This is a genomic window from Saccharopolyspora erythraea (genome assembly GCF_018141105.1).
Classification (GTDB): Bacteria; Actinomycetota; Actinomycetes; order Mycobacteriales; family Pseudonocardiaceae; genus Saccharopolyspora_D; species Saccharopolyspora_D erythraea_A.
In genome coordinates this window covers 5591339-5604343 of record NZ_CP054839.1, presented here as the reverse complement: position 1 = coordinate 5604343, position 13005 = coordinate 5591339, and the positions used below count along the sequence as shown (strand labels likewise).

Sequence of the window (13005 nt, the reverse complement as noted above, 5' to 3'; positions counted from 1 at the left end):
GCCACATCCGTTACGACTCGTTGACGTTTTCCAGCAGGACGTCGACCAGGCCGCCGATGTCGCGCACGCCCGCGAACCGCTCCGGGCGCAGCTCCAGGCCGACCTGGTCGAGCGAACCGACGACCACGTCCATCCGGTCCAGCGAGTCGCAGCCCAGGTCGTGCATGCTGCGGTCCTCGCGGATCTCGGCGGGGTCGACTTCCGAGCGCACCGCGAGGATGTTCTCGCGCACGACCGCGAACACCTCGTCCCTGGTCATCGGCTACGCCTGGGCGGCGATGCCGGCGAAGAGGGCGCGCGGCGTCCCCAGCTCGTAGAGCGCGGCGACGGTCTGCTCGACGCCCAGCTCGCTCTTGAGCATCGACACGTATTCGACGGCCAGGATCGAGTCCAGGCCCAGCTCGGTGAAGCCGGCGTCCAGGTCGATCTTGCCCGCCTCGACGTACAGCACCTCGCCGAGCAGGTCGAGCGCCGCGCCCTCCGCGGTCCTGCCGGAGCCTTCCGCCTGGGTTCCGCTGCTCATCGCTGGTCCTCCTGATCCGTTGTCCGCATGGGGTTTTCTCGAACGGGCGCGGCTCGTCGCGCAGAGACGAGCCGCGCCCGGGTCATGCCTTCTCCATAAGATCGTTGGTGTTCAGGACGTGGTGTTCTGGATGCCCAGGACGGCGGGGTGTGGCTGATGTCTTCTTGCCGTTGGGTGGCTTGGAAGGAGTGGCCGCCCTGCTGTTCTGGACGCCCTGGCCGCTGATTGAAATCTGTGCGCACGGTCGCTGTTTATGGAGCTGCTGGCGGGGTCGTCCACGGGGTTGAGCTGGGATGACGGGAGGACGGGCCCGGTGAAGGTCCGCGAGATCGTCTGGGCAGGCATCGATGTCGGCAAACACACCCACGATGCCTGCGTGGTGGACGAAACCGGCAAGGTCGTGTTCAGCCAGAAGGTCACCAACAGTCAGGTCGCGATCGAGGGGCTGATCGCCCGCACCGCCAAGAAGGCCGGCCAGGTGGTCTGGGCGGTGGACATGACCTCCGGCGCCGCCGGCCTGCTGCTGACGCTGTTGCTGGACACCGGGCAGCCGGTGGTCTACGTGCCCGGGCGGCTGGTCAACCGGATGGCCGGCGCGTTCGCCGGCGAGGGCAAGACCGACGCCAAAGACGCCCGCACCATCGCCGAAACCGCCCGCATGCGCGGGGACCTGACCCCGGTGACCAGCCCAAACGACATCGTCTCCGATCTGGGTGTGCTCACCGCCCGCCGCGAGGACCTCATGGCCGACTGGGTGCGCGGAATCAACCGGATCCGCGAACTGCTGGCCTCGATCTTTCCCTCGCTGGAGAGGGCCTTCGACTTCTCCACCCGCTCCGCGCTGATCCTGCTGACCGGGTTCCAGACCCCCGACGGCATCCGCACCGCCGGGCCGGACGGCCTGCGGTCCTACCTGACCGAGCACCAGGCCCACACCCGCAGCATCCCGTCCATCGTGGACAAAACGTGGGCGGCCGCGGGTGAGCAAACCGTTGCCCTGCCCACGGAAAAGGTCACGGCGCCGCTGATTGCCCGGCTGGCACGCCAGTTGCTGGAGCTGGACCGGGAGATCAAAGACCTCGACAAGCAGCTCGCCGAACGCTTCGAGGCCCACCCCGACGCCGAACGGATCACCAGCGTCGACGGTTTCGGTCCGATCCTGGGCGCCGAGCTGCTGGCCGACACCGGCGGCGACCTGCTGGCCACCTTCGGCAGCTCTGGCCGCCTGGCCGCCTACGCCGGTCTGGCTCCCGTCCCGCGTGACTCCGGGCGCGTCCGCGGTAACCTGCACCGCCCGAAGCGTTACCACCGCGGGCTGCGGCGGGTGTTCTACCTCGCCGCGCTGTCCTCGATCCGCCCCGAAGGTCCTTCCCGTGCCTTCTACCAGCGCAAACGTGGCGAGGGGAAACGGCACACCCAGGCGTTGATCGCGCTCGCTCGTCGCCTGGTCGACGTGATCTGGGCACTGCTGCGCGACGGCCGCACCTTCCAGATCACACCGCCGACCCAGGACAACGCGGCTTGACACGATCATTGAAACTCCCGCCACCTGATGGCCGCGCCCGCGGCCATCTCGCCCGCCCCGGCGAAACCGGCGAGCACCACCAGCGAGCCGGGGGCGACCCGGCCGGCGCGCAGGGCGTGGTCGAGGCTCACCGGCACTCCGGCGCCGAAGAGGTTGCCGTAGGAGTCGAAGGTGTCGAACTGCCGCGACGCGTCGACGCCCAGCTCCCTGGCCCAGTTGCGCAGCAGCAGCCGGTTCGGCTGGTTGGTGACCAGCAGGTCGATGTCGTCGGGTCCGCCGCCGATCTGCCCGCACAGGGCGCGGACGACCTCGGGCAGGATCTTGGTCCCGCGCTCGATGACGTTCTGCGCCTTGGTGTTGTCGAAGCCGACGTCCATCTCCGAGCTGCCGGGCTCCCAGTACAGCCGCCCGTCCTCCAGCGTGATGTTCACGTCGGGGGCGTACTCCGGGTAGTGGTGCACCTCGGTCGCCAGGACCGGCGACTCGTCGGAGGCAGCGACGAGCGCGACCGCCGCGCCGTCGCCCGGAACCGACGCGTGCGCCGAGGTCCGCACGCCGGGCTGGGTGAAGATCTTGCCCGCGTTCTGGGAGACGCACAGCAGCGCGGTGTTCGCGCCGTCGTCCTGGAGCAGCTTCCTGGCGAGGTCGAGCATGTACGGGAACACCACGCAGTGCCCGTTGTGCACATCGATGACCGACCTGGGCCGGCAGCCGAGCCGCCGCGCGACCTCGGCACCGGACCCCAGGAACGGCACGTCGGGCAGCGCGTTGTAGGTGATCAGCACGTCCACCTCGCGCAGGGCGTCCGCCCCGTGCCGGTCGGTGAACGCCGCCGCGGCCTGCTCGATGAGGTCGGCCCCGGTCTGCTCCCGCGAGGCGTAGTGCCGGTACTCGGGCGGGCGGAACATCGGGTTGCGCAGCAGCGGGTCGTCCGCGCGCGAGTACCGCTCGAAGTACTCCCGGCCCACCCGGTTCTGCGGCTGGTAGCTGGCGACGTCGATGAGGCTGACGGGCTTCACCGCGCGGCTCCCGCGTCGGCGTCGACGATCGGGATGCCGTTGCGGTGGCGGTGTTCCAGGATCGCCTTGACGTTGTCCATCTCGATCCGGTGCCCGGCGTTGAACAACGGCCAGAGCTCGCCCACCCACGGGCGCGACGGGCTCGGCGCCGCCTCCGGGTAGGGGTTGTCGGTGTAGTACGGGTGGTGGCAGTTGGTCATCAGCAGCACCGAACCCGGCTTGCGCAGCACCAGCTCGGCGGGCAGCACGCGGAAGAGGTAGATCATCCACAGGTCGTCGCCCTGGTCCCACGCCGCGTGGTAGTCGACGGTGAGCGCGTCGGGGTTCGACTCGATCCGCACGTAGATGCGGGTCTGCGGGTCCACGCGGTCCCAGCCGACGTGCAGCCCGGTGCCGTCGACCGGCTCCAGCCCGCGGACGCTGTAGGTGTACTCCTCCTGGCTGTACATGTCGGCCAGGTAATCGAAGACGTCGCGAGGCGGGCAGTCGATGTAGGTGTGCAGGGTGCAGTAGTCCCCGTACACCTCCTCGTGGGAGTAGGACTCCTTGGTGTTCTCGTGGGCCTGCTTGACGATCACGTCCATCGGCAGGCTCTCGCACCGGGCCAGGCCCGGGATGGCGGACAGGTCTTGCTCGGAAGCCCTCACTTCGGCGATGTCCTCTCGGTCGCGGGTTCTGCGGGGACGAACGGCAGGTAGGGCGGCATCTCGTCGCGGCGCATCTCGACCGACACCAGGCAGGGCGCCCGGGTCCTGCCGGTCTCGGCGAGGAACGCGCGTAGTTCCTCCAGCCCGCGGACCGTCGTCGCGCGGAGGCCGGGGAACATGGCCGAGACACCGGCGCCGATGTCGCTGCTGCGGAATTCGTTGAACGTGTGGCCGCTGTCGTAGAACAGCTCCTCCCGCGACTTGCAGGCCGCGTGCGAGTTGTTGTTGAAGACCACGAAGGTGACGGGCAGGTCGTGCTCGATCGCGGTGTGCACCTCCATGCCGTGCATGAAGAACGAGCCGTCGCCTGCCAGCACGTAGGTGCGCTCACCGGTGGCGAACGCCGCGCCCAGCCCGGCGCCGAAGCTGAAGCCCATCCCGCCCATGCCGAGCGCCAGCAGGTACCGGCCGCGGGCGGGCGCGGGCAGGAAGTGCAGCACCCCGCATCCGGTGTTGCCCGCGTCGGACACCACGGTCGCCTCGGCGGGGACCGCGGCCGCGATCGTCTCGACCACCTCGCGCAGCGCGATCCGGGAGCCTTGCGACCGCTCGTGCGGCAGGTAGTGCAGGCCGTCGTGCGGCGGGGTCGCCGGCCGGGCGCAGGGCAGCCCTTCCAGCCGCTCGGTGGCCCGCGAGAGGCTCGCCCGCAGGTCGCCGCCGACCTGCAGTGCAGGTAGCTCGTCGGCGACGTAGGCGGGGGCGCGGTCGAAGCACACGATCGTGCGCCCGAACAGGGCGTCCTCCAGGCCCGCGCGCGCCACCTGCGGGAAGCGCGTTCCCGCCAGGATCACGGTGCTCGCGCGCTGGAGGCAGTGCCGCACGCTGGGATGGCCGTTGGCCCCGGCCACGCCGACGAAGCTCGGATGGTGGTTGTCGAAGACGTCCTTGGCGTCGGGTTCGACGGCCACCCACGCGCCCAGGCTCCGGGCGAAGCGCGCCAGCGCCGCGCGTGCGTTCGCGCGTACCACGCCGGAGCCCGCGACTATCAGCGTCGGCCCGCCGCGCCGCGCCCCTTCGAGCACGCGCCACACCCGCTCGCCGAAGTCCTCGGGCTCGGTGGCGTCCTCGTCCAGGTCGGGCGGTTCGGCCGTCGCCGCGGCCTGCTGGACGTCCTTGGGCAGCAGGAGAACCGCGGGACCGCCCTCGCGCAGCGCCGCCCGCACCGCGCGCGGCAGCAGGTCGGCGATCGCGTCGGGCTTGTCGACCCGCTCGCAGAACCGGGAGACCGTCGAGAACAGCGCCGGGCCGTCCAGCGACCCGCCGAGACCGCTCTGGTCCTGGAACCCGCCGCGCCCCTCCAGGGAGGTCGGCGGTTGCCCGATCAGCGCGAGCACCGGCACTCCCGACGCGTATGCCTCGCCCAGTGCCGGCACCAGGTTCAGCGAACCCCCGCCGGAGGTGGTCGCGACGACTGCGAGCCGGTCGCTCGCCCGGTGGTAGCCGTCGGCCATCGCGCCGGCGGAGAACTCGTGCTTGGCGATGACGCCCCGCATCCGGCCGGGGGAGCGGTGGATCGCGTCGTAGAGGTCCTCGACGTTGGCGCCGTGCACCCCGAAGACGTGGCGTACGCCGGCCGAGTCCAGGTAGTCGACGATGCGGTCCACCACCCGGGTGCGCGCGCCGTTGTCAGCGTCCCGCATTGACCACCTCCGCGAAGATCGCCAGACCCTGCTCGATCTCGGCGTCCGACGCCGTGACGCCGATGCGCACGCTCGTGCGCGCGTGCGGCTCCCGGTGCAGGTGCGGCAGGTAGAACGGGGCGGAGGGCGCCACCAGCACGCCGCGGTCCTTCAGCTCGTGGAACAGCTCCGAGGTGGACGTGCGCAGCTCCGGCAGGTGCAGCCAGCGGAACTGGCCGCCGTCGGAGGCGTGCAGCAGGAACGGGACCTCCATCCGGGCGTGCAGGACCTCGCCGACGAGCTGGTGGCGCTCGCGGTACCGCTCGCGCAGGTCGCGCTCGCACAACCCGACGTAGTGGTCGTCGCGGAGCAGGATCGACGCGACCAGCTGCACCAGCTGCGGCGGGAACGTGGCCACCTGCGCCTGCAGCTCGGCGAACATCTCGATGACCGGCTCCGGCGCGAGCACGAAACCCATCCGCTCGCCGGCGAGCGCGCCCTTCGAGAAGCTCTGCACCAGCACGACGTTCGGCGCCCACGGCATGCCGAGCTCGCGGAAGGCCAGGCCCGGGATGACCGGCGCGTAGGCGTTGTCGACGACCAGCAGCGCGTCGACGGCCGCGCACTCGCGCAGCAGCTCGCCCAGCGCCTCGTCGGAGATCACGTTGCCCGCGGGGTTGCTCGGCCGCGACACCACGACCGCGCCGACGTCGGAGTCGAGCGCGCCGCGAGGCGGTACGTAGCGGAACTCGTGCTCGCCCTCCGCCACGACGTCGGAGTGCACCATCTCGTACCGGACATCCTGGTGGGTGCGGTAGCCCGGGTACTCCGGCCCGAAGAACAGCACCTTGCGGCCGCGCCGGGCCATCAGCGCCGACACGGCGTGGAAGGCGGCCTGGGCGCCCGGCGTGACCAGCACGTTGGCGCTGGAGACCGGCAGCGCGAACCGCTCGCCGTAGAGCGCCGCGAGCTGCTCGCGCAGCACCTCGTCACCGAGCACGCCGTGGTACCGGGCCACCCGGCTGGAGAAGCCCGGGTCGTCCACGGCGGCGCGGAACGCCGCCCGCACCGCCGCCGACATCGACGGCAGCTCGAGCGGCATGCCGGTGGCCAGGTTGTGCCGTCCGCCGTCGACGTCGAGCAGGTAGGGCACGACGTCCTGCCACTGCTCGATCGCCGCCGCACTGGCCGTGGTCATGCGCGGACACCGTCCCGGTAGTGGTCGGCGATGCCGCCGGGCAGGTCCAGCCGCCCGATCGGCGAGTAGTCGTAGCGGTCCACCGGGTCCTGCGAGGGCGACAGGATGAGCTCGTTGGCCTCGGCGACGTGCGAGGTGACCTCGTCGCTGGCGAACAGGTAGCCGATCCCGTCGACGAAGGTGCAGCCCAGGTCGGTCAGCGTCATCCGGGAGCCGTCGACGGTGACCAGCCCGAGCCGCTCGAGCCGGGCGATCTCGGCGGAGAACAGCGCCTTGGCGTCGATCTCGTAATGCCGGCCCAGGGCGTCGAAGTCCACGCCACCGGAGCGGATCCCGAACATGACCGCCCGCCGCGCGCGCTCCTCGTTCGGCAGCGTGTGGCCCCGCCACACCGGCGCCCTGCCTTCGGCGATGGCCTCGACGTACTGCCGGTTGTCGCACAGGTTGTAGTACTGCGTGCCGCCGATGTAGCCGAACCCGCTCACCCCGAGCGCGACGAGATTGTCCTCCTCGATGGAGTCGAACTTGTTCTGCTGCTGCTGCGAGTGCACCCGGCCCTTGGCGTAGTAGAAGACGGGGCCGCGGACGAAGCCCGCCGAGCTCAGCACGAACTCGGCCATGTAGTGCATCCGCAGCCGGTCGGTGGCGTCCGGGAACAGCTCGGGGTTGCGCATGTACTGCCGGGTGATCGGGTCCGAGCGCTTGAACATCAGCGGGAAGATGTTGAACTTCTCGATCCCCGCGGCCATCAGCTCGGTGAGCGTGTCGTACCAGTTGCGCAGGTTCTGCAGCGGGAGCCCGAAGATGAGGTCGACGTTGAGGTTGTCGATCCCGCGCTGCTCGAGCAGTCCGAGCAGGCGGTAGACCTCGTCCCTGCCGTGCCCGCGGTTGAGCTTGACCAGCACGTCGGGGTCCATCGACTGGATGCCGAAGACCCAGCGGTTGACGCCGCCCGCGGCGATCGCGTCGAGCCGGTCCTCGTAGTCGGGCTGGCGCACCACACCGGGGTGCAGCTCGAAGGTGATCTCGGTGTCGGGACTGGTGCGGACGTTCTTCCACAGGTGTTCGAACAGCCGGGTGATCTGGTGGGCCCGCAGGTAGGAGGGGGTGCCGCCGCCGAAGTAGACCGACGAGGCGTTCAGGCCCTGCGGGCTCTGCGCCGACACCCGCTGCCCGACCGCCGAGATGTCGTCCAGCAGCGCCGCGACGTAGCGGTCCACCCAGGACTGCTCGGCGTTGATCTCCTTGTAGAAGTGGCAGAAGGTGCAGTACTGCTCGCAGAACGGGATGTGCAGGTAGAGGTTCTGGGAGGCGGTGACGCCCCGGAAGACCTCGTCCTCGCCGATGTCGTGCAGGTACTTCAGCGGCGGATAGGTGCCCACCAGGTAGTACTCCAGCGGCGTGCGGTACACGCCCGCCGCGCGGAGCTCGTCCAGCGCGATCGCCTGGATCTGCTGGTCGGCGTATTCGACGGCTTCGGCGAAGCCGGGGACTGTCGGCGCATCGCCGGCACCCGGGGAACTCGATCCATTCGGCTGCCGCACAGGGTTCTCCTCCGGTCTCGTGACGCCAGACTCGTATCTCGTTCAACCGACTCGTAGCGTGTTCAACTAATTCGGCAAGAAAAGGCAGAGCCCCACTCGGGCCCGTAATTCGGGCAGCGTCGGACACGGCGCCCGAACCGCGGAAAATCCGCGAACTCGGCACGAAGGGGCAGCGGTGACGGCTTTTGGCTGAATTCCCGCCGAAAGGAGTCGTGGCGCTGAGCGGAAGTTCTCCGCTCGGTTCCTGTCGTGTTGCCGCCGCCGAACAGGTCAGCACCGCCACGGGGCTGCCGATCCTCTGGTCCGCGATCTGATCGCCGGTTCGCCAGACCGGGAACAGGGTGTCGCAGAGGACAGCGAACTCGTGGAGAACGTCGCCGCCGGGAGCCCGCTCGTGTTCCTCCCTGATTCGCTGACCAGCTAAAACAGGGCGAAGTGCGGAAAAAGACGCACCGCTTCGCGTGCTACATCAGCTGCTCACCCGTTCGTCGTAATTGCGCTGCTTCCGTTCCGGGTAATTAGCCCGGTGCTGTTCGGTTGAACGCGATTGTTCAAAGACGAACTTTTCCACCCAGTTCTCCCCAGACGTTCAGCGGCTCTCTTCGAGCCTACCCGGTGGAGCCTAAGCACGCCCGTGAGTGATCGTCAAGGATTGTCGCTCCTGACCAGGTCGCCGCGAATTTCTTGACAGGATGGGGAGGGCTCTGCAACATGGGAACATCTGATCACGGTGCGGTATCTCCGTACCGTCTTTCTCCCGGTCGACCCCTCGGGTAAACGAACGGGTGGGGTGGAGGAGCTACAGGTGGACGCAACCCGTGTGGGTGCAGGCTGCCCGATATCGCGGATCGCGGAAGAATTCGATCCATTCGGCGAGGCCTACCAGCAGGATCCCGCGGGCGTGCTGAAGGCGGCGCGCGAGCGGGAACCGGTGTTCTACAGCCCGGAACTCGACCATTGGGTCGTGACCAGATACGCCGACATAAAGGAGATCTTCCGCGACACCCGGCGCTTCTCGGCGTCGAACGCGCTGGACCCGATCACCCCGCTGGGCGCCAAGGCCCGCGAGCGGCTCGCGGAGTACGACTTCGCGCCCGGCCCGGTCCTGGTCAACGAGGACGAGCCGCTGCACATGCGACGCAGGCGCGCGCTCGCCGGCCCGCTCGCCGCCGACGAGGTCGCCAGGCTGGAGGGGCGCATCCGCGACCTGGTGACCCGCTACGTCGACCGGTTCGCCGGGCGCGGGCGGGCCGACCTGGTCGACGACCTGCTGTGGGAGGTGCCCGCGATCGTCGGGTTGCTGGTCTGCGGCGTACCGGACGAGGACATCGACCGCGCCCGGCACTACACCATCAAGATGGGCTCGTTCACCTGGGGAAGGCCGACCGAGGAGCACCAGGTCGAGATCGCCGACCAGGTCGGCCAGTGGTGGTCGCTGTCGGGGCAGCTCGTGGAGCGCCTCAAGAGCGAGGGCGGCGAGGGCTGGGTCCCCACCGCGATCGACGTGCACCGTGAGGACCCCGAGCTGGTCGACGACAACCACCTGCAGAACATGATGATGAGCGGGCTGGTCGCCGCGCACGAGACCACGACCAACGCCACCGCCAACGCCCTGCGGCACCTGCTGACGCACCGGTCCTCCTGGGAGTCGCTGTGCGCGGACCCGTCGGCCATCCCCAACGCGGTCGAGGAATGCCTGCGGTATTCCTCGTCGGTGCTGTGCTGGCGGCGCAAGGCGCTGGTCGACGTGCCGGTGGGTGGCGTGACGATCCCGGCGGGCGCGCGCGTGCTGCTGGTGATCGGCTCGGGCAACCACGACGAGGACGTCTTCGGCGACCCCGGGGAGCTCGACATCGCGCGGTCCAACGCCAAACGCCACCTCACCTTCGGGATCGGCAGCCACGCGTGCATCGGCGCGCCGCTGGCCAGGCTCGAGATGCGGATCATCCTCGAGGAGCTGACCCGCAGGCTGCCGGGGATGCGCCTGGTCGAAGGACAGGACTTCGGCTACCTGCGCAACGCCTCCTTCCACGGCCCGCGGCACCTGCTCGTCGAGTGGGAACCGGCCGGGACCTGATCCGGCCACCAGCCGGCTGGGGACAACATCCATCACATTAGGAGCATCATGGCTGCACGAATTGCCGTCGTCGGTGGCAGCGTCGCCGGGCTGAGCAGTGCGATCCTGCTGGCGCGCCGCGGGTTCGAGGTCGACCTCTACGAGAGGGACACCCCGCCGCCGGACGACCTGGACGACGTGCAGCAGTGGAACCGGCCCGGAGCACCGCAGACCCAGCACCCGCACGTCTTCCTCGGCCTGTTCCGCAAGCTGCTGCGGCAGAACCTGCCGGACGTGCACGAGGACATGCTCGCCGGCGGGGTGGAGGAGCTGCCCTTCAGCTGTCCGCAGGCGGCCACCGCGCCCGGTGACGAGGACCTGCTGATGATGGCGGCCCGCCGGACCACGCTCGAGTGGGCGCTGCACCGCGCGCGGGAGCGGGAGAGCCGCATCCGGTACTGCCCCGGTGCTTCCGTGCAACTCGGCGAGGTGCACGACGGCAGGCTCAGGGGAATCCGCACCGCCGAGGGGGAGCGGGACTACGAGGTCGTCCTCGACGCCACCGGCGCTCGTTCGAAGCTGGGTCTGGGGTTCACGCCGGCCGTCTCCGACATCGAGTGCGGCAAGGTCTACAACAGCCGCTTCTACGTCCTGCGGGACGGCGCCGAGCGGCCGCCGCTGCAGTACGGCTCGGTCAGCGTGGTGGACGGACTCGGCTACGGCGCGGCGCTTTTCTACCACGACCGCGGCACGTTCTCGATCGACATCGGCAGGCTGCCCGAGGACGACGCCATGAAGAAGCTGCGCGACCCGCTCGCGTTCGACCGGGTGGTGGCGATGCTCGAGCCGTTCCGGCCGTGGTTCGAGGACGGCGACGCCTCGCCGATCAGCGAGGTGGTCCCGATGCCGGGACTGCGCAACGTCCTCCGCGGTTTGGCAGCGGACGCGCCGAAGGGCTACTTCCCGGTCGGCGACCGGGTCTGCCTCACCGACCCGACGTTCGGGCGCGGGCTCGCGCTCGCACTCGCGCACGCGGTGCGGATCGCCGAGACCTTCGAAGGCGCGGAAGGCGAACTGGCCTCCCTCAACGTGCGCACGACGCAGGAGCAGGTGGACTACGTCCGCCCGTGGTTCGACGACGTCGTGGTCCAGGACGTCGCGCGCACTTCGCTGTGGCGTGCCGCGGTCAAGGAGGAGCCGTGGCAGCACCTGCTGCCCGACATGCCGCCGAACCCGTTCCTGATGATCGACGCCGAGGAGCACGACCCCGAGCTCGGCCAGGCGGCCCGCCGCTACGTCAGCATGCTGACCCGCACGGTCGACACCTCGGACATCCACGAGCGCATCCAGGCCATCGGCACCTCGAGCGCCAAGGACCAGGCCGCCGCGAGCGCGCCGACCTACGCCCAGGTGCTCGACGCGCTGGGAGTGGGAGTCGCCGCGTAGTTCGGGAGTGAACCAGCCGGGGCGCCTGCCCCGGCTGGTTTGCGATCGCCCTCGATCCGAATATCGAGAAACCCGCGCGGAACGTGCTTCCGCCGCGGGTTCGAATTGTTCGGTGAACCAGGAACGCGGAAGGCGCCGAGCCGTAAAAGAGGGGGAACGGCGCCACAATTCGGTGGCGCGCCGTTCCCGCCGGGATCACGTGCCGACGGCGGCCGGTCGACAAGGTCGCCCCGCCGGCCCGACGTAGGCGTCAGCCTGCGGCGAGGCATTCGGTGAGTGCGCGTTTCAGCGTGGTGGATCCGGTGAGTTCCTTTCCGGCACCGGGTTCGACGCCGAGCTTGCCCGCGTTGAACGCGTCGTACATGTCGGTCAGCAGGTGTGCCGCGTCCGCGCTGCACCCCGAGATGCCGGTGAACAGCCCCATCCACTGGCTGCGGGCAACTTCGACCGCGCGCACGTCGTGTGCGAGGAGGTCGGACAGCACCTGCGCCGCGTCCGCGGGTGAGTAGTCGTGCGGGCCGGTGATGAACCGGATTCGCGTGGAATCCGCGGGGTCCTCGAGTGCGTCCGCGATCGCTTCGCCGACGTCGATCGCGGAGACCATGCGGATCCGTCGCTCGAGTGGCGTCAGGAAGCTGGGGAACACGCCGTCGCGGCGAGCCGGTTCGATGGCGTACCGCCAGTTCTCCATGAACTGCGGGCAGCGCAGGATCGTGGTCGCCAGCCCGGTGTCGCCCAGCGCCGTCTCCAGTGCTCTCGTGGTCAGGATCAGGCCTGTCCCGTGCGGGATCTCGGAGCCTTCAGCCGAGAGTGCGACCACGTGCGGCGGCTTCGCGATCTCCAGGGCCGCGGTGATCTTTTCGATCTGGTGGTCGTAGGTCGCTAGGACATCGGTTGCGTCGTAGTGCGTCGGGAGCATGACGAAGACGCCGTCCACACCGGTGCAGGCGGCGGCGAGGCTTTCGACGTCGGCGATGTCGGCGACGGCGAGTTCGCAGCCCATTTCACGCAGTGCCCGGCCGCGGCTCTCGTCGCGGACCACGGCCCGCACCGCCAGCCGCCGCTGGCGCAGCGCCGCCGCTGCTTGCCCGCCGTTGAGTCCGGTCGCTCCGAGCACCGCGTACATGCGTCATCGTCCCCTCGTGATCGCTGACTCCGGGATCGTGCTCGACGTGGCGGACCCGGAATTCCGCCGCACCGCACCACCGGGCAATTCCGGTGGTGTTGAACGAATCCGCTCCGGTCTCGTCCGGGCGGCCCCATCCGCCATTCTTACCACGCGGTGGTGCGGCGCAAAAGAAGCCGATCTTGATTTCGGGAGGAATGCGGAGTCGCGTGCTTTCCCACTGTTCCCGTTCTCGGCTGATT

General features: G+C 69.6%; 11 protein-coding genes. 3 read left to right on the top strand and 8 right to left on the bottom strand.

Translation table 11 applies throughout. The annotated features are described in order from the left end of the window. Nucleotides 1–10 precede the first annotated feature (10 nt). Nucleotides 11–259: a phosphopantetheine-binding protein gene (locus HUO13_RS25045; protein ID WP_211897508.1), complete on the bottom strand. Its 249-nt coding sequence runs from the start codon at nt 257–259 to the stop codon at nt 11–13. 3 nt (nt 260–262) lie between these two features. Next, nucleotides 263–523, bottom strand: coding sequence for an acyl carrier protein (locus tag HUO13_RS25040; RefSeq protein ID WP_211897507.1), 261 nt, complete (start codon nt 521–523; stop codon nt 263–265). Nucleotides 524–836: 313 nt separating this feature from the next. On the opposite strand from HUO13_RS25040, the gene HUO13_RS25035 reads away from it, so the two are divergent. Next, the gene (locus HUO13_RS25035) at nt 837–2048 is read left to right on the top strand and encodes an IS110 family transposase (RefSeq protein WP_211897506.1); all 1212 of its coding nucleotides are present in this window, start codon (nt 837–839) and stop codon (nt 2046–2048) included. A 5-nt stretch (nt 2049–2053) separates the two neighbouring features. Here HUO13_RS25035 and HUO13_RS25030 read toward each other — a convergent pair whose 3' ends face one another. From HUO13_RS25030 to HUO13_RS25010, 5 genes are read right to left on the bottom strand one after another with little or no spacing between them, the layout of a single operon-like run. After that, entirely contained in the window at nt 2054–3067 is a 1014-nt protein-coding gene (locus HUO13_RS25030; RefSeq protein WP_211897505.1) for a 3-oxoacyl-ACP synthase III family protein, read from the bottom strand. Next, nucleotides 3064–3714 carry an SRPBCC family protein gene (locus HUO13_RS25025; protein ID WP_211897504.1) on the bottom strand — a complete coding sequence of 217 codons (651 nt, stop codon included), beginning with the start codon at nt 3712–3714 and terminating at the stop codon, nt 3064–3066. Before HUO13_RS25025 ends, HUO13_RS25030 begins: the two co-directional genes overlap by 4 nt. Then, a complete protein-coding gene (locus HUO13_RS25020; protein ID WP_211897503.1) occupies nt 3711–5414 on the bottom strand; it encodes a thiamine pyrophosphate-binding protein in 1704 nt (567 codons plus the stop codon). Before HUO13_RS25020 ends, HUO13_RS25025 begins: the two co-directional genes overlap by 4 nt. After that, nucleotides 5401–6591 carry a valine--pyruvate transaminase gene (locus tag HUO13_RS25015; RefSeq protein ID WP_211897502.1) on the bottom strand — a complete coding sequence of 397 codons (1191 nt, stop codon included), beginning with the start codon at nt 6589–6591 and terminating at the stop codon, nt 5401–5403. The genes HUO13_RS25020 and HUO13_RS25015 overlap by 14 nt, the downstream gene beginning before the upstream one ends. Continuing rightward, entirely contained in the window at nt 6588–8135 is a 1548-nt protein-coding gene (locus tag HUO13_RS25010) for a coproporphyrinogen-III oxidase family protein (RefSeq protein WP_211897501.1), read from the bottom strand. Before HUO13_RS25010 ends, HUO13_RS25015 begins: the two co-directional genes overlap by 4 nt. Before the next feature lie 805 nt (nt 8136–8940). On the opposite strand from HUO13_RS25010, the gene HUO13_RS25005 reads away from it, so the two are divergent. Continuing rightward, nucleotides 8941–10212 carry a cytochrome P450 gene (locus HUO13_RS25005; RefSeq protein ID WP_249124025.1) on the top strand — a complete coding sequence of 424 codons (1272 nt, stop codon included), beginning with the start codon at nt 8941–8943 and terminating at the stop codon, nt 10210–10212. 48 nt (nt 10213–10260) lie between these two features. Then, nucleotides 10261–11637 carry an FAD-dependent oxidoreductase gene (locus HUO13_RS25000; RefSeq protein ID WP_211897499.1) on the top strand — a complete coding sequence of 459 codons (1377 nt, stop codon included), beginning with the start codon at nt 10261–10263 and terminating at the stop codon, nt 11635–11637. Between the two features lie 250 nt (nt 11638–11887). Here the strand turns inward: HUO13_RS25000 and HUO13_RS24995 are convergent, their stop codons facing one another. Then, nucleotides 11888–12763, bottom strand: coding sequence for an NAD(P)H-binding protein (locus HUO13_RS24995; protein ID WP_211897498.1), 876 nt, complete (start codon nt 12761–12763; stop codon nt 11888–11890). Nucleotides 12764–13005 lie beyond the last annotated feature (242 nt).